The 22,962-nt window shown below is 64.0% G+C and carries 17 protein-coding genes; 5 read left to right on the top strand and 12 right to left on the bottom strand.

The genetic code is table 11. The annotated features are described in order from the left end of the window. Window positions 1-2: 2 nt before the first annotated feature. From addB to ACUXST_RS03115, 6 genes are all read right to left on the bottom strand, one after another. Complete coding sequence (gene addB / locus ACUXST_RS03140; protein WP_458388486.1) at window positions 3-2,912, bottom strand: double-strand break repair protein AddB; 2,910 nt, start codon at window positions 2,910-2,912, stop codon at window positions 3-5. Continuing rightward, the gene (locus tag ACUXST_RS03135; RefSeq protein ID WP_458388485.1) at window positions 2,905-3,666 is read right to left on the bottom strand and encodes a nucleotidyltransferase family protein; all 762 of its coding nucleotides are present in this window, start codon (window positions 3,664-3,666) and stop codon (window positions 2,905-2,907) included. The genes addB and ACUXST_RS03135 overlap by 8 nt, the downstream gene beginning before the upstream one ends. Then, window positions 3,663-4,661, bottom strand: coding sequence for an aminoglycoside phosphotransferase family protein (locus tag ACUXST_RS03130; RefSeq protein WP_458388484.1), 999 nt, complete (start codon window positions 4,659-4,661; stop codon window positions 3,663-3,665). The genes ACUXST_RS03135 and ACUXST_RS03130 overlap by 4 nt, the downstream gene beginning before the upstream one ends. Further along, entirely contained in the window at window positions 4,646-5,080 is a 435-nt protein-coding gene (tsaE, locus tag ACUXST_RS03125) for a tRNA (adenosine(37)-N6)-threonylcarbamoyltransferase complex ATPase subunit type 1 TsaE (protein WP_458388483.1), read from the bottom strand. Before tsaE ends, ACUXST_RS03130 begins: the two co-directional genes overlap by 16 nt. Continuing rightward, window positions 5,077-7,434, bottom strand: a complete 2,358-nt coding sequence (locus tag ACUXST_RS03120) for a PAS-domain containing protein (protein ID WP_458388482.1) — start codon at window positions 7,432-7,434, stop codon at window positions 5,077-5,079. The genes tsaE and ACUXST_RS03120 overlap by 4 nt, the downstream gene beginning before the upstream one ends. 106 nt (window positions 7,435-7,540) lie before the next feature. Beyond that, entirely contained in the window at window positions 7,541-10,789 is a 3,249-nt protein-coding gene (locus tag ACUXST_RS03115) for a TonB-dependent receptor domain-containing protein (RefSeq protein ID WP_458388481.1), read from the bottom strand. 358 nt (window positions 10,790-11,147) lie between these two features. Between ACUXST_RS03115 and ACUXST_RS03110 the strand changes: the two genes are divergently transcribed. From ACUXST_RS03110 to ACUXST_RS03100, 3 genes are all read left to right on the top strand, one after another. After that, a complete protein-coding gene (locus ACUXST_RS03110) occupies window positions 11,148-14,324 on the top strand; it encodes a TonB-dependent receptor domain-containing protein (protein ID WP_458388480.1) in 3,177 nt (1,058 codons plus the stop codon). An 81-nt stretch (window positions 14,325-14,405) separates the two neighbouring features. Further along, entirely contained in the window at window positions 14,406-15,218 is an 813-nt protein-coding gene (locus ACUXST_RS03105; RefSeq protein ID WP_458388479.1) for a hypothetical protein, read from the top strand. After that, the gene (locus ACUXST_RS03100; protein WP_458388478.1) at window positions 15,215-16,798 is read left to right on the top strand and encodes a tetratricopeptide repeat-containing sulfotransferase family protein; all 1,584 of its coding nucleotides are present in this window, start codon (window positions 15,215-15,217) and stop codon (window positions 16,796-16,798) included. The genes ACUXST_RS03105 and ACUXST_RS03100 overlap by 4 nt, the downstream gene beginning before the upstream one ends. Here the strand turns inward: ACUXST_RS03100 and ahcY are convergent, their stop codons facing one another. Both ahcY and ACUXST_RS03090 read right to left on the bottom strand, forming a co-directional pair. After that, window positions 16,799-18,211 carry an adenosylhomocysteinase gene (ahcY, locus tag ACUXST_RS03095; RefSeq protein WP_458388477.1) on the bottom strand — a complete coding sequence of 471 codons (1,413 nt, stop codon included), beginning with the start codon at window positions 18,209-18,211 and terminating at the stop codon, window positions 16,799-16,801. Between the two features lie 126 nt (window positions 18,212-18,337). Then, complete coding sequence (locus tag ACUXST_RS03090) at window positions 18,338-18,925, bottom strand: YqgE/AlgH family protein (protein WP_458388476.1); 588 nt, start codon at window positions 18,923-18,925, stop codon at window positions 18,338-18,340. A gap of 111 nt (window positions 18,926-19,036) precedes the next feature. Between ACUXST_RS03090 and ACUXST_RS03085 the strand changes: the two genes are divergently transcribed. Together ACUXST_RS03085 and ACUXST_RS03080 are read left to right on the top strand one after the other, a co-directional pair. Next, window positions 19,037-19,525, top strand: a complete 489-nt coding sequence (locus tag ACUXST_RS03085; protein WP_458388475.1) for a redoxin family protein — start codon at window positions 19,037-19,039, stop codon at window positions 19,523-19,525. Window positions 19,526-19,651: 126 nt separating this feature from the next. After that, window positions 19,652-20,104, top strand: coding sequence for a hypothetical protein (locus ACUXST_RS03080; RefSeq protein ID WP_458388474.1), 453 nt, complete (start codon window positions 19,652-19,654; stop codon window positions 20,102-20,104). Window positions 20,105-20,156: 52 nt separating this feature from the next. Here ACUXST_RS03080 and ACUXST_RS03075 read toward each other — a convergent pair whose 3' ends face one another. Genes ACUXST_RS03075 through ACUXST_RS03060 form a run of 4 tightly spaced genes read right to left on the bottom strand, consistent with a single transcriptional unit; the run spans window position 20,157 to window position 22,897 of the window. Further along, window positions 20,157-20,912: an alpha/beta fold hydrolase gene (locus ACUXST_RS03075; protein WP_458388473.1), complete on the bottom strand. Its 756-nt coding sequence runs from the start codon at window positions 20,910-20,912 to the stop codon at window positions 20,157-20,159. Then, a complete protein-coding gene (locus ACUXST_RS03070) occupies window positions 20,909-21,355 on the bottom strand; it encodes a GFA family protein (RefSeq protein ID WP_458388472.1) in 447 nt (148 codons plus the stop codon). Before ACUXST_RS03070 ends, ACUXST_RS03075 begins: the two co-directional genes overlap by 4 nt. Next, window positions 21,352-21,831: a YybH family protein gene (locus ACUXST_RS03065; protein WP_458388471.1), complete on the bottom strand. Its 480-nt coding sequence runs from the start codon at window positions 21,829-21,831 to the stop codon at window positions 21,352-21,354. The genes ACUXST_RS03070 and ACUXST_RS03065 overlap by 4 nt, the downstream gene beginning before the upstream one ends. A gap of 37 nt (window positions 21,832-21,868) precedes the next feature. After that, window positions 21,869-22,897, bottom strand: a complete 1,029-nt coding sequence (locus tag ACUXST_RS03060) for an aspartate-semialdehyde dehydrogenase (RefSeq protein ID WP_458388470.1) — start codon at window positions 22,895-22,897, stop codon at window positions 21,869-21,871. Window positions 22,898-22,962 lie beyond the last annotated feature (65 nt).

Genomic DNA, 22,962 nt, shown 5'->3' with positions numbered 1-22,962 from the left:
GCTCATCCGCGGCCGTACCATTCTTCCAGCCGCATGAGCTGGTCGTATTCGCCATAAGGCGCAAAGGCGGGGTTGAGCTTGGCCGTGAAGGCCTCGTTCCCGGTCAGCCAGCGCGTCGCTGCATCCTCGAAGTTCCGCGCCGCGTGCTCGAGGAACTCACCCGTCCCCATGTCCTTGTCAGGACAGACCCGCCGCCCGAACTGGTCGCCATGTTTCGTCAGGGACCAGTATTCGAAGACGCGGGGCGCCCCGTCGATGTCGCGGAAGCCGTTGGCGGCCGCGATGAGCCCGAGTAGGCCGAGCTGCAGCGAGAAGCCGGCTTTCACCGCCTTCGGTGCAGGCGCCTTGCCGGTCTTGTAGTCGACGATGGCGAGGTTGCCGTCTGCCAGTAGGTCGATGCGGTCGACCTTTCCGTAGAGGAGGACGCCGTCGAGCGTGGCCTCACCTCGCTCCTCCGCAGCGCGCGGGCGGCGGCCGTCGGCGCGATTTTCCTGTTCCTGGGCTTCGACCCAGCGGATGGCCTCGATCAACCGTGGCGACCACAGCGCGCGAAGCATCGGGTGGATCGTGTCCTGTTGAAGCAGCGCCCGCGCCCGCGGGAGCAGGCGCTCGGGGGTGCAGTCGTCCGCCTGCAGCCACTCCTGCAGTACCTTGTGGACTGCGGTGCCCTTCCACGCCGCGGTGTGGTCGGCATCCACGGCATCCAGGCTCGGCAGCTTGAGGATTTCCCGCGCGTAGAATGCAAACGGATCGGCCTTGAGCCGGTCCACGGCCGTGACCGAGATCTTGCGGGGCCGAGCGTCCGCGGGTGGCCGGGGCGCGGGACGCTCGGCAGGCTCGACAGTCGCGGGGGCGTCGAGCGCCTCGACCAGACGCTCAATACGCGTGTCGCGCGTGACTCCGCCGGTCATCGCCTCCAGCCGCAGCCATAGCCGCGACGCTACGGTCGGCGAGCGGCCATCGCGCCGCCCGCGCGTGATCAGCACGTTGGGTGCGCCAAGGGCACTCGCGAAGTCATGCGCCGACAAGCCGATACGGAAGTCGAGCCCGGGCAGACCCAGGTTCGCGCGAATCTTTGGTGCGAGCCACGGGTCCGGTGTCGGAGCGGCTGGCCACACACCCTCGTTGAGGCCTCCGAGCACCATCAAATCGGCATGCTGGAGCCGCGCCTCTAGCAAGCCCCAGATGAAGATGCGCGGGTGCCCGCCATAGGCCGGGCGCACGCGCTCGCCCTCCAGCAACTGCCGGAGCAACGGTACGGCGTCCTCCGCTTCGACCTGGAGTAGCCCGCCGCTCTCCTGCGCCCCGAGCTCGGCAATCAGCTCGGCGGTCAGGCGTCCGTCCTGGCCGCGCCACGGCACTTCCCCGGCAAGCGACTGTGCGCAATCGACCAGCTTGGCGGCGAACTCTCGAAGGCCAATCGGACGGGTGAACATCCCATCGAGCGCTGTCAGCCTTACGCGGAGGACCTGCCAATTCGATGAAGCCTCCGGCGACTTCGCGCGGAAATAATCGTCAAGGCCGGACAGCCCTGCCGCGGGCCGCGGCCCGCGAAGAGCGATATCGAGCAGGCGCACCCTGTCCAGCCACGCGAGGCGATCTGTCCCCTCGCCGCCGACAAGTGGATGCTTGAGCAGCGCGAGCAGTGGCACGGGCGCAAATTCTTCCGCTGCTGCCCCGGCAATCGCCAGCAGCAAAGTTCCGGGCGCCGTCTCCGACAGCGCTCGCCCGGCGCTGTCGTCGGCGTCCACGCCCCACCGCTTCAGCAAGGCCGAGACCCGCCGCGCTAACATGCGATCGGGTGTTACGAGCGCAGCCGTCCTCCCGGGGGTCTCCAGCGCCTGGCGCAGCGCGATGGCGATGCCCTGGGCTTCCGCCGCGGGGTCCGCAAACTCTGCCGCTCGCACTCCTGTCAACCGCCGGTCGGGAGGCGCCAACGTGCTCCACTTGTCGCTGAACGCCGCCGATGTCATCGCGTTGGTGACTGCGCCCCCTCGGGCCGCTGGCGAGGCCGCGCGACCTGAACTTGGCCACGGCTCGACCTCGTCTCGGCTTACTCCCATCCGGTCAAGGAGGAGCTTCAGGTGGTACTGCGGATGTGTCTGCTCGCGCAGACCTTCGTCGGAACCTAGCACCTCCCACTCTGCGCCTGGCATTGCCCCTTGCAACGCTAGCGCCGGCAGGACGACCAACCCTCCCGGCATCCGCGCAACTCGGTGAAGCACGCGTGCGATCGCCGGCGCAGAGGTCGTGATACCGGCGGCGATCGTGAACCCGTTGGGGGGACGGTCGCGCCAGCGCTCGGCAAGTCGGCGCAACAGGCGATTGCGGCGATCCGCCAGGTCGATGCGGCCCAAGGTTGCCAGCCGCGCGGGCCACTGCTCCATGATCGCCCGCAGCCTGTGAAGCGACAGCTGCCAGTGAGCGGCGAGGTCCGGTGCGTCGGCCGCCGCTTCGGCGAGCCGGGTTGGCGCCACTTCCTCGACCAGCAACGCGTCGAGCGTGCGGGCGAGGTCGTCGGCGAGGCGCATCGCTTCCGCACTACTGCCAACTTCCGGACGGACCAGCTCGGCAAGGCTCAGAAGCCGTTCGAGCGGATCGATGGCCGGCGGAATGGCGGCAGAGTCGTCGATCGGGTCGAGCGCTCCGCCAATGCGCTCGTCGATGTCGGGGTCGCCGACTGGAATGAGGCGCGGCAGGAGAAGGCCGCTGCCGCTCGCGCGGACGAATGCATCGGTGACGGCCCTGACGGCGCGGTTGTTGGGCAGCAAGATCCGCCCTCTGGCAAGCCCAAGAGGTTCGCGGCCGAAGCGCTGGATGAGTCCTGCGGCAAGAGCATCGGCGAAGGACCGATGCGCGGGGATCGTGTAGACCGACGGTGCGCCCGGGCGCACCGTCGCCGGCTCAGACATTCTGGAGTGCCGCTTCGGTCACCTGGATTGCGCCTGGCGTCCCGACGTCAAACCAGAGGCCGTGGTGCACGGCGCCGAAGCAGCGGCCCTCCTCGATCGCCCGGTCCCAGAAGACGTTGGTGGAGAATGGCCCCTCGGGCGCGTCGCGCAAAAGACGTTTCGAAACCATCTGGATGCCCGTGAACACGAACGGCGCCACGTGGCTCCGCGCCCGCCGCCGAAGCCGGCCCTGCCGGTCCATGTGGAAGTCCCCCATGCCGCCATGGTTCTCTGCCCGCGCCAGTGGCACCAGCAGGAGCAGCGCGTCCATCTTGCGATCGTCCCAATGGGAAGCGAGCAGGCGCAGCGTGTCGGCGGGCCCATCGACCCACAGGTTGTCGCTGTTGACGGCCAGGAATGGGTCGCAATCGATCAGTGGCGCCGCCTTGACGAGACCACCGCCGGTCTCGAGCAACAGGGAGCGCTCGTCGGAGATTGCGACCTCAAGACCGTGGTTGCGGTTTGCCAGATGCGCCTCGACGGCGTCGGGCAAGTAGTGGACGTTCACGACCACCTTGCGAACGCCGGCAGCCTTGAGCCGGTCGAGCACGTGGTCGAGCAGCGCCTTGCCAGCAACTTCGACGAGCGGCTTCGGACGCGTCGCCGTCAGGGGGCGCATGCGCTTGCCGAGACCGGCCGCCATGATCATTGCGGTGTGCGGCACCTCGGCCGGCACTTCGGCCCGCAGCCGCAGGGCGCGATGGGCGGTGCTCATTGGGCGTCCTCCCACGGCGCCCGCCGGTATTCCGGCGGGACGTTCGCATCGAACCACTCGCGGACAGGCTCCAATCCCGGAGTCTCCAGATCGCGCTCGAGCAAGCCCCACATGCGCGGCTGGAAACGCCGATAGCCCGGCTTGTTGTCCCGCTTCCACAGGCGCGTGAAGACGCCCAGGATGCGCGTGTTGCGCTGCGCTGCGAGTGCCCAGTAGCCGCGCTCGAATGCCTCGCCCGAACCCGTCGCGCCCACGTAGCGGTCGATCATCGCGCGCTCGATCTCCGGCGAAACGTCGCGCCGGGCATCTTCCAGCACCGACGCGAGATCGTATGCCGGATGGCCGGCAAGCGCGTCCTGGAAGTCGAGCAAGCCGAAATGAGCGACGCCGCTCCGTCCCTCAACGAGCATGACGTTCTCGGCGTGGTAATCGCGAAGCACGGTCACCGGCCCCAGCCCGTCGTTTGCAACCGGCTCCAGCACTTCTCGCCAGGCCGAGCAGTACTCGCCTTCGTCGACCGTCAGACCCACAGCGGGGCAGTACCATTCGGTGAAGAGGGTTAGCTCATTGAGCCATTGTTCAAGGCCATGCGGCGGCAGGCCCGCCATCGGCGGATGGCCATGGAGGTGGACCAGGACATCGGTCGCGCGCTCGTAGAGCTCGCGTTCGCGTCGAGGATCGGCATCAAGGGTTTCGCGGAGCCGCCTGTCGCCAAAATCGCCGAGAAGCAGCAAACCCCGCTCAAGGTCTCGGGCGAGGATTTCCGGAGCGCTGAGGCCCCGGCCCACCAGCCACTCGGCGACGGCAATGAACGGGCGCGGGTCTTCGTGCGGCGGCGGCGCATCCATCAGCACGGCTTGGCCCTGGTCGCCGATCACCCGAAAGTAACGGCGGAACGAGGCGTCGCCCGCAAGCGGCTCTACGCGCGCCCCGGCCCAGCCTGACGCGGCAAGGAAATCGGACGCATATTCGGGGGGAGTCATGGGACCGGCCATCGCCCCTCCCATGGCGGCGGCACCTTCGCTGTCAAGCGCCGCGCGCCCGCTTCACCGAACTCGAGCGACAGGGCGAGCGCATTCGGCCAAGCGCCCTCTCCCGCCTGATCCGGCCATTCGATCAAGAGTATGCCCTCACTCGCTGCATCGAGTCCGATTTCGTCGAGCTCGGAAGGGTCCCGCAGGCGGTAGAGGTCGGCGTGCCAGACGGGCGGCTGCAGCACTTCATAGGGCTGAACGATCGCGAAGCTTGGACTTGGCACCTCGCCGTGATGGCCAAGGGCCGCAATAAACCCGCGGGCGAAAGCGGTCTTACCGACGCCTAGCGGTCCCGACAGCGTGATCACGTCTCCGGATCGCGCGACGTTTGCCAGCGCTGCGCCTGCAGATACCGTTTCCTGCTCGTCGTTGAGGATCATCTGGGCTTTCGCGGGATGGTCAGGGTGACACTCGTGCCCTTCCCCTTTGCCGAGTCCAGTTCGACCGTTCCGCCATGCGCTTCAACGAACTGCCGCGTGAGCGGCAGCCCGAGGCCGAGCGCCGCCTCGCCGCGCACGCCCGCCTCCACGATCCGGTCGAAGCGATCGAAGACGCGCGGCAGGTCCTTCTCCGCGATCCCAGGACCATTGTCGGTGATGCGGACCACAGCTTGTTCGTCATTGCCATCCGCCTCGAACCGGATACGGCCCTTGCGGTCGCTGTAGGCCATCGCATTCTGAAGCACGTGCTCGAGCGCCTCGCGCAGCCGCCGCGCATCGCCGAAGACGAACCCGGCCGCAGGAGAGATTTCTGTCTCCAGCTTCTGCGCCTTCTCGGCCGCGCGGCCTCGCGCAGCTTCCGCCGCGGTCCGGCACAGGCCGGCGAGGTCGATCCGTTCGCGCTCCAGGATCACGCCTCGCGTGTCGCCGGTCGTCAGGTCGAGAACGTCGTTGATCAGCTTCGACAGGCGCTCCACCGACTCCAGGATCGCGCTGACATAGTCCTTGCCTTTGGCGGTGAGGTCCCCCGCATAACCGCCGGACAAAAGCTCCGCGAACCCGCCGATCGAAGTCAGCGGCGTGCGCAGTTCGTAGCTCATGTTGGCGACGAAATCGGTCTTCACCCGGTCGGCTTCTTCAAGCGCGGTCGCACGCTCGCGGAGCGCCTCCTCGATGCGGGTTGAATCGGTTACGTCCACCATCGTGAAGAGTGCGTTGCCGTCCGGCAGCGGCACTGCTGCGAACTGGAAGTGGCGGCCATCGGTCATTGAAATGCGCCCGGTCGCCGACTGACGCTCGTTCGTAGTCTGACGAACCATTTCCCGGATCTGCGGTGCAGCCGTTGGATTGACCAGCTTCCGCGCCATCGCGGGCACCAGCTCGTCCACGCGCGGATGGCCATTGAGCCAGTCCTCGTCGAGTTCCCAATGCTCGATGAAGCGCCGGTTCCAAAGATAGAGCCGGCCATCGCTGGCGAAGACGCTTATCGCTTCGAACAGATTGTCGAAAGTGGCGGCTCGGACCCGAAGCAGGGTGTCCCGTGCGGAGGCAAGGCGTAACTGCTCGGTGCGGTCCTCGGCAAACAGGCGGAGCCCGCCGTCCGGAAGCGGTTGGGCGACCACCCGCAGATGGTCGCCATTGGGCAGCATCCATTCTTCTTCCACGGCTTCTTCGGGACTGCTGAACCAGCCGCGGCGCTCGGCCTTCCATGCGGGGAAGTCCCGCACTTCCGGGAGCCGATGGTTCTCCCGCATCCGCTCCAGCACCCGGTCGAACTCGGGCGAGTCCGCCAACCACTCGGGATCGACCTGCGCCATTGCGGCGAACGGCTGGTTGAAGAAGCTGAGCGTTCGGTCGGCATCGAACTGGGCGACGCCCGCCGTCATGCGATCCGCCAGCTCCCGCTGCGATTCGATGTTGCGGTGGAGCTCGGTGCGAGCCTCTTCCAGGTCCTGCACGTCGATTGCGAACCCGGCCACAGCGCCGGTCGGCAGTGGCACGTTGACCAGCCGAAGCATGCGGCGCTCGCCGCGAATGATGACTGGTTGCATCCGCGACTGGCTGTGCCCACTCTCAAGTGCGTGCTGGGCAGCGGCGGCTGCGCTATCCTGGCCCTCGCCATCGATCAGTTCGGCGGATCGTGCGATGACGTCGGCGGCATCGCGAGCTTCCACGGCCTCGACGAAGGCACTGTTCACCAGCCCCAGCCGAAGGTCCGGCCCGCGGTACCACATGGGAAAGGGAGCGGCCTCGATGAGGTGCGCAAGGGAGTCCAGCGCGGCTTCCGTCTGGCGCAGGCGGTCGGCCATTCCGGCGCGCTCTTCCTCGCCTGCGCTGGTGTCGAGGAACCACAGGAGCATGGTGGCAGCAGGCTCTTCAGGAGGTGCCGGGCCGCCTCGCACGTCGAACACGCGGCCGGAGCCGCTGGCGCGGATCTTGAGAGCCACGCGGCCAGCAGAAAGGCGCGCGGTATCGAGGGCTGCTTCGAGCTGATCGAGGTCGTCTTTCGCAATGCCGGAGTCCTCTGTCGAGAGGTCCGTCAGGCGAGCTGGTGTACCGATCAGCCCCAACTCCCGCGCGAGGCGGCCGTCGACTTCGACGCTGCCGTCGGGCCGGACGACAAGTGGCCGGGCGGGCGCAGCATCGAGTAGCGCCGCGGTCGAACGGGCACTTGCAAGCACCAGCTCCGCCAGGCGGAACCGCCGGGCAGCCGCGATCGCGACAGCGGCGGCGATGCCGACCCAAAGCAGGGCCAGGCAAACCATCGCCAGCGTGGTGCCCGTCAAGGCAGTCATGAAACCGGCGGCCCGCTCCCCATCAGTCGTTCATAGGTCGAAGCCGCCGACAAAAGAAAGGGCGAGAAGCCGATGACTTCCCGCCCTTCCTTTACGGATGATTGCCCTAGAAGTGCAGGCCGGCTCCCACGCGGAAGTACCTGCCGAGCACGCCCGGGAAGTAGGTAACCACGCCACCACCTGCGGGCACGTAAGCGGGTGCGCCCTTGTCGAACAGGTTATCGACCAGGAACCGCAGGGTCATGCGCTTGCCGATATCGTACGACACACCGGTGTTGACGTAGACAACCGAGTTCCGGTGCGGCGTGTCGTAATACTCGCTGGGCTGGTCCGGATCGACCAGAACACGGCCCGTGTAGTTGAAGGACGCGAACAGCTGCAGCGGATCATTCTGGTAGTTCAGGTTCAGGACCGCCGAAGAGTGCGGGTAGCCAATCCCACCGCTGAGGTGGACCGGATCCGACGTCGGCGTGCTCTTCTGCGTCAGGCTCTTCAAATACTGGTACGACAGGTTAACCCCGATGCGGCTGTTTGCGCCTAGGAAGGGGGTGGCCCTGCGATAATCAAGCGCTCCGAGGACACCCTTGTAGTGGTAGCTCGCCGCGTTGAAGTAGCGCGTTTCGATGAAGTCGAGCTGCCCCGACGCGTCGCGTGAGATCAGCGGGCAGAACTGATTGTTCGGGAAGTCCGGCGCATCGTAGCAGGCCTCGGCCACGTCGGTGCCCGAGTAGGACGTGATCGCGTCCTTGAGCTTGATGTTCAGGTAATCCGCCGAGACCGTCAGACCAGGGATGAACCGCGGGCTGAGCACCGCTCCGAGCGAGATCGCGTTCGAGCGCTCGTTCGAAAGGTCGACGTTGCCGGCGATTGCCTGGTGGAACGACCGCTGGTTCGACAGCGACGCGAAGTTCGCCGGAAGGCCAGCAGCCGCGCAATTCGCCTGCCGGTTCGCGGGAGACGGACCGGAGTTGAGATTGTCTGCATCGCACGGGTCGACCGCGAAGCCGAAGAACGCGCTCGACGGGTTGAAGATTTCCGTGATCGCAGGCGCCCGGATTGCGTGCGTGTAGTTGGCGCGGACTGCAATGTCCCGGATGATGCCCCAGCGGCCTTCGGCGGTGTACGTCCAATCGTTACCGGCGATGCTGTGGTGCACGTAGCGGGCAGCCCCGTGCAGCTCGAGGCTGCGGACCGCCGGAATGCCGTTCGACGGACCGATGATCGGCGCGCGAAGCTCACCGAAAAGTTCCTTCGTGCTGAAGTGCCCCTTCACGGGGAACATCGGAACGGAACGGCCATACTGGACGCGATCATTGGTTGGATCACCGTCGCCGTTTTCATCCGTCGTTGGGTCCGGGTCGTCGCCACCCGCGTAGAACTCGCCGGGATTGAACTTGGTCGACTCACGGCGCGCTTCGGCGCCAAGCGCCAGGCTGAGGTCACCGCCAGGCAAAGTGAACAGCGGTCCACTGAGCGAAGCCGTGAACACACGCTGGGTGTTCGTTCCGGTCGGGTCCGCAATGGCCGTGACATAGTCAAGAGCCGCCTGCGAAATCCGCCCGTTGCCGAACAGATTCAGCGGCGCGCAAGTCGAGCTGAGCGTCGGCATCGACGAGTTCGTGTACCCCGGCGCGCAAACGATGTTGCCGCTCGCGTCCGTCATCGGATTCACTGCGTTCTCGAAGTTCTGCTGGACGAGTACCGGCTCATGACCAGTGGTCTTCGACCGCCCGTAGTTCGCAACCACTTCCCAGTTGAATGTCCGACCGCCGATCCCGAACGAGCCGTCGACGCCACCCACAACTCGGTACAGGTTGGTCGCGGAGCTCGCCCGACCCGATGTGATATCCGTGTTGCCGCGGCTGTAGTAGAAGTAGTCCTGCGTTCCGACGACGCCGACGTTCTGATCGCTGAACGGGTTCGTGTTGATCGAGTTTTGGATCAGTGCGCGCTGCTGCGCGGTCAGGAACGGGTTGTTGATGTTCATGATGATCGGACCGTCGGGGGCGCCGGCGGCGCCGAAAAGGCCCGAGTTGTAGACCGGCTGCTCGCGCAGGTTGGTGCCCTTCGAGTAGGCATACCAACCTTCACCGAACAGGCGGATGTTGTCCGTGATCTGGAATTGGGTGAGGATGTTGGCGTTGTAGCGCTTCGTGTTGGTCAGCAGCTGCTGTGTGTTGAACAGGTTGAAGCCGTTGCCGCCCGAGAAGTCGATGTTGAAGTCACCGCACGGAACGCAGCCGATGGCCTGACCGAAATCGATGGGGACGAGCTGGCCGCCCGGCGAGAACTGGAGCTGGTTGCCGCTCGCGTCCGTGACGCCGAAGTTCAGCGACGGGTCGCCGAACACCAGGTACTGCGACTGCTCTGGACTAAGCGGGAAATCGAGGCCGAACACTTCGCCGCCAACGGTCGGAATACCGCTCTCGCTGATCGCCGGGATACGACGGTTCGCATAGGTGCACTGGGTGTGCGACGAGCCAGCCGGGCAGTCGCCGTAGAACAGACCGTTCCGAGTCACGGCACGATCGTTGTAAACGAGACCGGTGCTCTCGTTGTACTCGCCTGCGATGGTCACGTTGGCGCGCCCGTCGAGGAAGTTGTGGCCGGCGAGTGCGCGGACACGCCACTCCGGGGCGTCTTTACGCGAAGAGAAGCCCTGCTGCCCGTCAAGGTCGATCCCTTCGAAGTTGCGCTTCAGGATGACGTTGATGGTGCCCGCAATCGCGTCCGAACCGTAGACTGGCGCGCCGCCAATCGCGATGGTCTCCACGCGGTCGACCAGCTTGGTGTTGATCGCGTTCAGGTCAACCTGCGTGCCCGCCGCAGTCGGACCGAAAATCGATGCCGTGTTGGAGCTGACGAAGCGGCGGCCGTTGACCAGAGTCAGCGTGCGCTGCGAACCGAGCCCGAGGAAGTTCACGAATGACTGGCCCGAGCCGAAGGAGCCGGCCTGTCCACCCACTGGAGAAGCGCCCGGGACGCCGAAGGAAGGTTGCTCGTTGAGCGCCTCACCCACGGTCTGGAAGCCGCGCGACTCGATCTGAGCGCTGTCGATCACGACGACAGGCTGGTCGGTCTCGAAGTTCGGCCGCTTGATACGCGAACCGGTTACGACGATTGCCTGGTCGGTTGGCGCGCCGCCCGTCGGGACTGCGTTTTCGCCTTGCGTTTCCACGCACCTCTGACGCTGGGCGGCGTCGCCGATCGTCGAGCACTCGACGGCGTCGTTTACGCGCTGCGTGTTGACCTGTGCCTGCTCGGCCTGAGCGAAGGCAGGAGTGGCGAAGGCGGCGCCGAGCGCAATCGCCGACGCGGACAAGCGGAAGCGGACAACCATCTGAGCAGCAATCATTTTTCGAAGGTCCTCTAATCTGGAGGAAAAGTCCCTGACCCTCCAACTTTTGCGTGGCAATCCTACTCGTCGGCAATCGCAACTGATTTTCGCAGCGTGTCGTATTGTTGCAACAAACATCGATGGCGCGTCCCGCAGCCGCCATTCAATTTGTGGAACGATGGACGAAGAGCGGCGGCTTCCGAGTGGCAAGCACGCAACACTCGCGCGGTTGCATGAATGCTTCTTCAGCCTTGCATTGACAGCCGGTGTTGGAGCCGCAAATCTGTTCGATCATTTAAGATTCATCAGTGCGGCCAGGGGCCGCGCGTGCACTCAGGGGAACCAAATTATGCGCCAGCCGACCCGTGGACGCGGAATGATCCGTGCGAGCCTGCTTCTGAGCGCATCCACCGGCAGTTTGCTTGCTGCACAGCCGGCTTTCGCGCAAACCGCTGGACAGGCGGTGCCTCAGAGTCCCCCGGCAGACCAGGTGCCGCCGGCTGCCGACCAGCAACAGGCGAACCAGACGCCCCCAGGCGGCAATCCGGCGAACAACGGCGGCGACACTGGTGCAACCGAAGACTCGCGTGCAATCGTTGTTACCGGAACTCGCATTCGCCAGCCGGAATTCACCAGCCCGGACCCGGTGTCCCGCATCGATCCGGTTATTGCGCAACGGGAAGGCAAGCTCAGCACGGCCGAGACCCTTCAGTCGTCACCGATTGCGGCGGGTTCGACCCAGATCACTTCTGCTCTGTCTTCAAATTTCGTGACCAACGGCGGTCCGGGGTCGCAGACCATCGACCTTCGCGGTCTAGGACCGAACCGCACGCTCGTCCTGTTGAATGGCCGTCGCGCAGGACCGGCGGGTACTCGCGGCGGCGTTTCTTCGTTCGACCTCAACGTGCTTCCGCAATCGATCGTGAAGCAGGTGGACATCCTGAAGACTGGCGCTTCATCGATTTACGGTTCGGATGCGGTTGCGGGGGTCGTCAACCTGATCACCAAGACGGACTTCGAGGGTGTGCAGGTCGATGGCTTCGTCAATGCCCCGCAGCACCTAGGCGGCGAGCAGTTCGACGTCAGCGTGCTTTGGGGCAAGAAGTTCGGGCATGACCGCGGCCACATCATGGTTGCAGTGGATGCGTTCCATCAGAACGAACTGGCCCGCAAGGACCGCAAATACCTGGACTGCCCGGAAGCTTACATCTTCAACAAGAGCGGCAAGCGTGCCGATCTGATCGATCCGCGCACCGGCAAGTACCACTGCGAAGACCTGCCGGTCGGCCAGGTCTGGACGTACGATCAGGAATATCTGTACGGCTACGGCGCGGGAAATCTGCACTTGGCGGACGGCACCTACGTGGGCCCCGTCAACCTGATGCAGTTCCAGTATCCCGGCGAACACCTTGGAGTTCCGCCGATTTCAGGCTGCGGCGACGTGCCGGGCAATTGCTTCGGTACTCCGCCGGGCTGGTTCCCTACGGGTTACGATCCAGCCTCAAGCGCAATCCAGAATGATTACAATCCGTTCGCCGGCGAGCAGACGATCATTCCCAAGACGTCTCGGTACACCGTTTATGCGGATGGTTCGTACAAGTTCAGCGATGCCATCGAGATGTACGGCGAGTTCCTGGCCAACCGTCGTAGCACTTATCAGAATGGCTGGCGCCAGATTTGGACGTTCGGTGGCACGAGCGACTATTATCCCACCTATTGGGCGCCCGGATGGACCGGTCAAAACCTGCTCAGCCCGACCGCACTTACCAATCACGCGGACTCAAGCCAGCGAGTGGATTATTGGCGGGGAGTGGGCGGGATCCGGGGCGACCTTGGCGGCTTCCTAAAGGGTTGGTCGTACGACGCTTACGTCCAGTACAGCCACAACAAGGGCATCTATAAGACCGAGCAGTTCCTTCAAGACATTTACGACGTGTCTTTCTTCCAGAGCGCTTCGTGCGTCGGGACAAACCTTTCACGCTCCGGCAAGGCCTGCATGGACGTTCCGTGGACCGACCCGTACTTCTTGTTGGGTCAGGAATCCGCCGAGCTCGCCGACTACCTATTCGATTGGGAAAAGGGCAAGACGATCTACACCCAGCTCTCGGGTGAAGCGTCTATCACCGGCAGCCTCTTCCAACTGCCTGGCGGACCGGTCGGGCTCGCCTTCGGCATCAGCGGCCGCCGCGACGCGCTCAATGACGTTCCCGGTGAGATCACGCAGGCCGGCAATGCTTGGGGCAACACCACAGCAGGCGTATCGAAGGGGCATTCGGTCTCGACCGAAGCCTACGGTGAGCTCCAGGTCCCGCTGATCCGCGAGCATCCGTTCTTCCGCGACCTGTCGCTGAACGCAGCGGCGCGCATCACCAGCGTGAAGACGACCCGTGCGTCGGATAACTTCAGCGACAGCGACAACGGCAACTGGACCTACAAGCTCGGCGCAAACTGGGCCGTCAACAACTGGCTGCGCTTCCGCGGCACCTATGGAACCTCGTTCCGGTCGCCGGCTCTCTTTGAGCAGGTGAAGTCGCTGGAAACGAGCTTCCCGAGCGGCCGCACGATCGATCCCTGCGTCAACTGGCAGTTCAACCTCGACCAGGGCAATATCGATCAGAGGATTGCGGATAACTGCGCCTCACAGGGTATCCCGGGAACCTTCGGAGGGGCCTCGATTACGCCCACTTCATTCTCGATCGGCGGATTGGGTGAACTAGACCCAGAAACCTCGAAGGCGTGGACAGCAAGCGTTATTCTGACGCCCCGCTTCAGCTTCTTACCGCGGACTCGGGTGAGCCTGGCGATCGATTATTTCAACATCAAGGTGAAGAACGAGGTCACCCAGCTGGGGCCGCGCAACATCATCTTCGGATGTTATGATTCGCCCGATTTCCCAACCGACCCGCTCTGCAGCCTCTTCGAACGCGGGACTACTGGCAATCCGTTCGCCATCACGACGATCACCGACCGCTACGTGAACATCGCCAACCAGAAAAATTCGGGCGTCGACTTCACTTTGGTGGTTCAGCAGAACCTCGGACGGCTCGGTTCCTTGACACTCACCGGCAACGCAACTCGCCAGATCAAGGACTCGATCGTTCTCCTTCCAGGAAGCCCGGCGGTAATCAACAACGGCAATATTGGAGATCCGAAGTTCGTAGCCGATTTGAATGCGTCATGGAGGCCGGGCAATGGCTGGACGTTCTTCTGGGGCACCGAATGGTACGGCAAAGCGTCGAACAATCGGCTGTACGAGGAGCGCAACGGCGGCTCGCTCTGCAACGATGACAATCCGTCACCGATCTGGGGAGTCTATTGCGAGAGACTGACCGTTCCAAACGTGTTCTATCACGCGGCTTCGATCACGAAGGAGTTTCCGAAGTCAGGTCTGGAACTCACGTTCGGTGTCCGGAATATTTTCGACACGCGGCCGCCCCGGGTCAGCACCATTGGCGGTTCGGGTCTGCCGTCCCTGATCGGACCGGTTGTCGGTACTTCGCAGTACGACTTCCAGGGTCGCAGAGCCTTCCTGAATTTCTCGAAGAAGTTCTAAAGCCACAGACGCAAAGCAACGGGACGGCAGGAAACTGCCGCCCCTTTTTTTGTGACCGAGCGACCGTTATCACGGGGTGGAATGCCCAGAATCGTCATGAAACCGGACAGCCTCGACCAAGCGACAATCGGCTTTTCGCCCGAACCGCTGAGAGAGCCCCTGTTTCTGAACAGCATCCAGAAGAGCGGCAGTCACCTGCTCAAGAATGTCATTCGCATGTTCGTGCCGGTGGAGCAGCAATACCGCAAACAGTTCATCCAGTGGCAGAACCTGCAGGAGCACCTCGCTGCGTTCGAGCCTGCCCGCAGCTTTATGAGCTACGGTCACCTGTTCTTCTCCGACGCATCCGCGATCGAACTCTCCGAAGTGCGGAAGATCCTGCTCTTCCGCGATCCGTACGACTGGGTTCTCTCTCGCGCCCGCTTCTTCCTGGCAGACCAGTTCGTCGGGAATACGGATTACCTCAAGCAAGGGCGCCTAAGCGTCGATGACCTGCTCTCATTGATGATCTTCGGCATCACAACCAAAGCGCCGTCCCTGGCCGACATGTACGAATTTAACGTCGCCGCATGGTTGGGTTCTCCCGACGTGTTTCCCGTCAAGTTCGAAGAGTTGCGACGCCACGCCCGGAATCTCGACGCGCCAGAAGCGGAGCAGTTTTTTGCAACGCTGCTAGCAGCGGCCGGCATCGCCAAGCTTCCGCCGAACTGGCGGGAGCGTGTGCGGGTGGGCGCAGACCCTGCCCAGAGCGGCACCGCACGCGAGAACCTGTCCGGAATTCGTCTCGAGGTCCCCAACGAGTTGCCGGAGCGACACAAGCGCCTTGTTGATTATGCGGTACCTGGCCTTCGCGTCCTGTTGGGCTACGAGACTTCGCACGCGGCACGGTCGTGAACGAGAGAGGTCTGCAGGCTTTTCCCGCCCTAGCGGCCGCTGCAGTCGAGCTTGACCGCGGCCACTTCGACGTCGCGGCAGCCCAAGTCATTCAGCATCTCCGCGACAATCCCGACGAACCGCGCGGAACGGCGCTGCTCGGTATGATTGCCGTCAAGACGGGGGCGCTCGTGCAGGCTGAGCAGTTCCTTCGGCGCGCCCTCGCGCTCGGCTTGCAGACGATAGAAGTACAACGGGAGCTGTCCTCTGCATTGTACCAGCAGGAACGCCTGGCCGATGCGCTGAACGCGTTCAGCTATCTCCAGGAGCGCACAACCGACCCGCAGATCGCGGCCACGCGGGCGATGATCCTCCACAAGCTCGATCGGAATGCAGACGCGATCGCCGCCCATGAGGCCCTGCTCCAGCGGACGTCGGATGTTGCTCAATATTGGATCGCCTACGGCCACAGCCTCCGTGCTGCGGGCCGCACCGAGGATGCCGTCGCAGCATATCGAGAGGCGATCGGCGTCGACTCCGAATGCGGCGAAGCCTGGTGGAGCATTGCCAGCATCAAATCCAAGGTGCTGTCGGATGCCGATATCGTGGCGATGGACGAGGCACTCGGCATTGCGATTGATGCCAGGAACATCGTGCCGCTTCATTTCGCGCTCGGCCGCGCATGGCACGACCGCGGCGACTTCGCGCGTGCATTCCAACATTACTCCGAGGCGAATGAACTGCGGTCAAGTGAGCTCAACTACGACCCGAGGGAGCTGTCCGACGAGGTGACGGAATTCATCCGGGTCTTCGCCTCGACCGCAGACAGGCCAGCACCAGCGGCAGAACCAACTGGGCCCGTTCCGGTCTTCGTGATCAGCATGCCGCGCTCCGGCTCCACGCTCCTTGAGCAGATGCTGGATCGGCACGAGCGGATCGAAGCGGTCGGCGAATTACCCTATGTGCGCGCTCTCGTCAGATCTGTCGTGGAGATCCACACTCGCCGCGAGCCGATCAAGGTTCCAGAGCTTATCGGCCGCTTGAGCGAGCAGGAAAAACAGGCGCTGGGGGCAGACTACATGCAGCGCGCGTCGCTCCATCGACGGACAGATGCGCCGTACTTCATCGACAAGATGCCGATGAACTGGAGCGACATTCTGTTCATTCGTGAGATCCTGCCGCAGGCGCGCTTTATCGAGATTCGACGCAACGCGATGGACTGCTGCTTCTCCAACTATATCCAGTTCTTCTCGCGCGTGCACGCGTCATCGTTCGACCTGACGCACATGGGCAGCACCTATCGCGACTATGCCCGGCTGATGGATCATGTCAGCTCTTTGAGCCCCGACTTCATTCATCACGTCCGCTATGAACAGCTCATCGAAGAGCCCGAGCAGGTGCTTCGCGGTACTCTTGAGCACCTCGGCCTCGACTGGGACGAGGCCGTGCTGACCTTCTACGCATCCGACCGCGTGGTTCGCACGCCGAGCGCCGAGCAGGTCCGGCGCCCCCTCAACCGTGAGGGAGTCGGCGTCTGGAAGGCCTACGCGCAGTGGCTCCAACCATTGCGCGAGGCACTTGGGCTGCTCTCCGACGCCTGATCAGTAGCGGTAGTGGTCCGGCTTGAACGGCCCTTCCTGCGACACGCCGATGTAGGCGGCCTGCTTGTCGTTGAGGGTGGTCAGCTTCACGCCGAGCTTGTCAAGGTGGAGCCGGGCGACCTTCTCGTCGAGGTGCTTCGGAAGCACGTAGACGTCGTTCTTGTACTGCTCGGTGTTCGTCCACAGCTCGATCTGCGCCAGCACCTGGTTGGTGAAGCTGGAGCTCATGACGAAGCTCGGGTGCCCCGTTGCGTTACCGAGGTTCACCAGGCGGCCCTTCGACAGGACGATAATCTTCTTGCCGTCCGGGAACTCGACCTCGTCGACCTGCGGCTTGATCTCGGTCCACTTCATGTTGCTCAGCGCGCCGATCTGGATCTCGCTGTCGAAGTGGCCGATGTTGCAGACGATCGCCATGTTCTTCATCGCCCGCATGTGGTCGAGCGTGATCACGTCCATGTTGCCGGTCGCGGTGACGAAGATGTCGGCACGCTGGGTCGCCTCCTCCATCGTCACGACTTCATAGCCTTCCATCGCCGCCTGAAGCGCGCAGATCGGATCGACTTCGGTCACCAGCACGCGGGCGCCGCCGTTGCGGAGCGAAGCAGCCGAACCCTTGCCGACATCGCCGTAGCCGGCGACGCACGCGACCTTGCCGGCGAGCATGACGTCAGTCGCCCGGCGGATGGCGTCGACCAGGCTTTCCTTGCAGCCGTAGAGATTGTCGAACTTCGACTTGGTGACGCTGTCGTTTACGTTGATCGCCGGGAACGGGAGCTTGCCCTGCTTGGCGAGGTCGTAGAGCCGGTGGACGCCAGTCGTCGTCTCTTCCGACACGCCCTTGATGGTCTGGACCGTCTTCGTGAGATAACCAGGGCGCTCGGACAGGAACTTCTTCAGCGTGGCGACGAAGATTTCCTCTTCCTCGTTGGACGGGGTGAAGAGTGTCTCGCCGCCTTCGGCACGAGCGCCCCACAAAGCGAACATCGTCGCGTCGCCGCCGTCGTCCAGGATCATGTTGCAGGTCTCGTCATGACCCCAGTCGAAGATCCGGGTGACGTAGTCCCAATATTCCTCGAGGCTTTCGCCTTTGACGGCAAAAACCGGGATGTCGCGAGCCGCGATCGCGGCGGCGGCATGGTCCTGCGTCGAAAAAATGTTGCACGACGCCCAGCGAACCTCCGCGCCAAGCTCGATCAGGGTCTCGATGAGGACGGCAGTCTGAATGGTCATGTGCAGCGAACCGGTGATCCGCGCGCCCTTCAGCGGCTTCGAGGCGCCGAATTCCTTGCGCAGGGACATGAGGCCCGGCATTTCGGTCTCGGCGATCTCGATCTCCTTGCGGCCGAAGTCGGCAAGGCCAAGGTCCTTCACGACATAGTCGTTGAAACGGGTTTCAGCCTGCGTCGCCACGTCGAATTCTCCAAATGCAATGATGTGCGGCGCTGGCCGCGGGTCAGTGCAGCCGTTACCCGCGCGAGCCTTCAAAGGCAAATATAAAGAATTCTTTATATGTCTATTGCGAGACGACGCGTCGCCTCAGGCGGCGCCAGTCTCGCTGACCAGCAGGCGCGGATCGATCCCTTCCGACTTGAAGGCTGCAGCCCAGCGCTCGTCGGTCGGCGTGTCGAACAGGATGCCGGCATCGCCCTGCGCAGCGAACCAGCCGTGCCGCGTCATCTCCTGGTCGAGCTGTCCCTCGCCCCAGCCTGCATAGCCAAGCGCGGCGATCCACTTGGAGGGACCCCGCCCCTCCGCGATCGCCTTCAGCACGTCCATGGTACCGGTCATGGCGAACAGTGGCCCTGCGGGACCGTTGACCTGGAGCGTGTCCTGCCCACCCCAATCCGTCGAGTGGAGGACGAAGCCCCGTCCAGGCTCGACCGGGCCCCCGTGGTGAACCGCGCAATCGGGCGCCTGGCCAGGATCAATCTCCAGCTGCTTCAGAAGACCGCGAAAGCTGATGCCCGCCCGTTTGTGCCCGATGCCGATGCCGATCGCGCCATTCTCGTCGTGCACGCACAGCGCCATCACCGCCCGCTCGAAGCGGGGATCCGCCATTCCGGGCATCGCCAGCAGCAGCTTGCCGGAGAGGAATGCAGGGTTGTCGACCACGGAAGCGACCATGGTCCGCGTCGGCGGCACGGGCAACCCGGTTCGACACGGCTCGCCGCAGGCTTGAAGGCGACCGTCGGGCGCGCCTATCTGCCGCTCATCATTTCTCCAGGAGAGCACACCATGACCATCCAAGTCGGCGACCGCCTGCCGGACGTGCCGCTTACCATTGCCGGCGCCGAAGGTCCTCAGCCGACAACCTCGGCCGAGTATTTCGGCGGGAAGCGCGTGGCTCTCTTCGCCGTGCCAGGTGCATTCACGCCCACTTGCTCAGCGCGCCACCTCCCTTCCTATGTCGAGAAAGCGTCGGACCTGAAAAGCCGGCAGATCGACGAGATCGCCTGCATCTCCGTCAATGATCCGTTCGTGATGGCAGCCTGGGGCGAGCGCGACGGCTCCCGCGACATCACCATGCTCGCCGATGGCAACGGCGCCTTCGCCGACGCGCTCGGCCTCGCGATGGACGGAAGCAAGTTCGGCATGGGCAAGCGTTCGCAGCGTTACTCGATGATCGTCAACGACGGTGTCGTTGAGCAGCTCAATGTCGAAGGCCCCGGCGAGTACCGGGCGTCGAGCGCCGAGAACATGCTGGAGCAGCTACAAACCGCCTGAGCCCGGTTCCGCCTGCTGGTCGCTACTCCGGCTCCCCTTGGCGCTCCGTCGCGCCGAGGGGGCAACGGTAACGATGCTGAATCGTTGGGCGATCAACGTTCAGTAAACCGAAAAAAGGAGACCAGCATGGCGAAGACAAATCAGGGCAGCAGGAATCGCGGCGGAAACAACCGCAATGGCGGCGGCAGCAACAGCAGCGGCAATCGCGGCAGCAGCGCAAGCGGCAGCCGCAGCAATGGCGGGGTTATGGAAATGGCCCGTAATCGGCCGATCGCAGCGGCGGCGGCGGCCGCCGGCGCAGCAGCGGCAGGCCTCTTCCTGTGGTCGCGCCGCGCGCAGATCAGTGACCAGCTCAGCAACCTCAGCGACCAGATCGGCGAATGGACCCAGAACATGAGTTCGGGCGAAGGCTCGAGCGGCTGGAGCGGTGGCGACGGCACCGGCGGCCTGACGACCGGCGGCAGCTCCGGCATGAGCGAGACCGGCTCGGGCAACGCGAGCCTCGGCGCAACCACCGGTGGTGGCTCGACCTCGAGCCCGAGCGGCCGTGGCCAGGTCAATCAGTCGCCGGTCGGCTAACCTGTCTGGCGCATTGATAAACAAAGGGGCGTCTTCACGGGCGCCCCTTTTCTTATGCGGCTAGGAAGGCGGCGATTGCTTCCCCAAGCTCTCGCTTCGTGACGGAGCTCATGTGAGTCCCGGGGACCTCCACGAAAGTGGCGTTGGGAATCGCGCTAGCGAGCGCCTCCGCGGACCCGTTGTCGTCGTCTTCACTGCCGCACACCACCAACGTCGGCATGGTGAAGGCTTGCAGCCATTCCATGAATGCGTCCTCGAAGCTCTCCAGAAGCTGAGCGGCCGCGATGCGGTCGACGTGCTGGCTCTTCATGAACTGTATCGACAGCCAGTGCGGGTCGCCGCGGTGGACCGTGTCAAACATCGCGATCGCCTCGACGAAGAAGGTCTTGCGCCGCTTCCACTCGCGCAGACCCTCGACGCCAGCACCGCCGAGGATTGCCCGCCTCGGCCGAAGCCCCTCGCCGACAGCCTCCACGGTCGTTCGCGACCCGAGCGAAAAGCCGCCCAGATCGAAGTCCGTCAGCTGCAAGTGCGCGACGAGTTCGCGTAGATCACGGGCGAGGATCCCTCGCGGGTAGAATTGCTCCCCGTGCGGCTTACCGCTCAGGCCATGCGCCCGCAGGTCCGGCATGACGACGCGAAACCCGGTGGCCGCAATCCGCTCGGCATGCCCGAATTTGATCCAGTTCATCTGCGCGTCGGAGAACAGCCCGTGAAGAAGGACGACGGGCCTGCCCTCTCCCAGCTCGTGGTAGGCAAGCTCGACTCCGTCGGACGCGGTCCAGAAGTGCGTTGTCGGGTCGATCATCCTGGGAAGCTGCCGGTCACTGCCTTCCACTTTTCGACGAGCTTGTGGTGGTCTTCGGTGCGGATTTCCGGCAGCCCTTCCGTGTTGAGCCAGGCGCGGTGGATGCTCTCGGCCCCGAAATGATGCTTGGGCACGAAGCAATCTGGATCATCGAACGTGGCGACGCTGAGGTCCATGTTCTCACCATCGTCCTTGAACTGAAAGCCAAGGGACGTGCCACACTCCCGGCAGAAGGGCCGGTGCGCGATCGGCGAGCTGTCGTACCAGTCGGGCTCGTGCTCCCACGTGACATCCGCTCGCTTGACCCCCGTAAAGGCGATCGAAACCGAACCGGTCGCGCGCTGGCACATGCGGCAGTGGCAGAGGTAGGCGTCGTTGCTCGCGATGTTCGCAGTGAAGCGAACGCGGCCGCACGCGCAGCCCCCACCCATGCTCTCGCTCATTGCGCAGCCGGTGCTGACGTCGGCGGCATCGAGACGTGCTCGTGGACGATCTTCCAGCTGCCGTCCTTCTGGCGCTGGTAAACGTCGGTGAACCGAGCACTGACGGTCGGCCGGGCAGCGCCGGCGGCAACGGTAAACACTTCCGTTCCGGAGCTCACGAACGCATCCGGTCCGACGATCTGAATCTGGCGGTCCGGTACGTGGTAGTCAGCCGGCTTCATGCTGACGAAGCTTTGCGCCCAGCTCGTCTGCACCTTGCGGTCGGTGCTTGCTGCCGGATGCGATGCGTCGATCATCACTGCGCCGTCGGCATACTGGTTCATGATCGCGTTGAGGTCGCCGTTGGTGAAGCTCGCCTCGGCCTGCTCGGCGATGCGCGTCGCCTCCGCCTTGCTGACAGCAGCGTGGCCGGTCTCGGCAGCCTTGCAACCGGCGAGCGCAAGCAGACCGATTGCCGATGTCGCTAAATGACGCATGCCGTGCCTTCCTGATCAGGGCGGGAACGCTAGTGCCTCAGGCAGCCTTCTTCAAATGTTTGCGCCCGAGCAGCTCGGCGATCTGCACCGCGTTGAGAGCGGCGCCCTTGCGGAGATTGTCGCTGACCACCCAGAGGGAGAGGCCATTTTCGACCGTCGAGTCCTCGCGGATGCGGCTGACGTAGGTCGCGTAATCGCCCACGGCTTCGACGGGGGTCACGTAGCCGCCGTTCTCGCGCTTATCGACCACCATCACGCCGGGCGCTTCTCGCAGGATGTTACGCGCCTCGTCCGCCGAAATCTCGTTCTCGAACTCGATGTTGACGGCTTCGCTATGCCCCACGAAGACCGGCACCCGCACGCAGGTTGCAGTCACCTTGATCGCGGGATCGAGGATCTTCTTCGTCTCGACGACCATCTTCCACTCTTCCTTGGTCGAGCCGTCATCCAAAAAGTCGTCGATGTGCGGGATGACGTTGAAGGCGATCTGCTTGGTGAAGAAATCGGGTTCGTTGTTGTCGCCGACGAAGATGTTGCGCGACTGCTCGAACAGCTCGTCCATGCCCCGCTTCCCGGCGCCGGAGACCGACTGATAGGTGGCCACGACCACCCGCTTGATCTTCGCCGCGTCGTGCAACGGCTTCAGGGCGACGACGAGCTGCGCGGTCGAGCAGTTGGGGTTGGCGATGATGTTCTTGCGCGTGTAGCCGGCGATCGCGTCCGAGTTCACCTCTGGCACGATCAGCGGGACGTCCGGGTCCATGCGATAAAGCGAACTGTTGTCGATGACCGTGCAGCCGGCCTGCGCCGCCCGCGGAACATGGATCTTCGACACCTCGGACCCCGCCGCGAACAGCGCGATGTCCCAGCCGGCGAAGTCGAAATGCTCGAGGTTCTTGACCCGCAGCTCTTCGCCGCTGTCGCCGAAGTCGATGGCGTCACCCGTCGAGCTGGCCGATGCAACGGCTGCAACTTCATCGACGGGAAATTGCCGCTCGGCGAGGATGTTGAGGATCTCGCGCCCAACGTTGCCGGTGGCCCCGACGACCGCGACCCGATAGCCCATGTTCAAATCTCCAGTTCGACCGTGTCGCGCCTATCGCAGCGAGCAGCCGATTGCGAGATGGGAAG

The sequence above is a fragment of the Sphingomonas sp. F9_3S_D5_B_2 genome (genome assembly GCF_054263715.1).
This window is presented reverse-complemented; position numbering and strand designations above follow the sequence as displayed.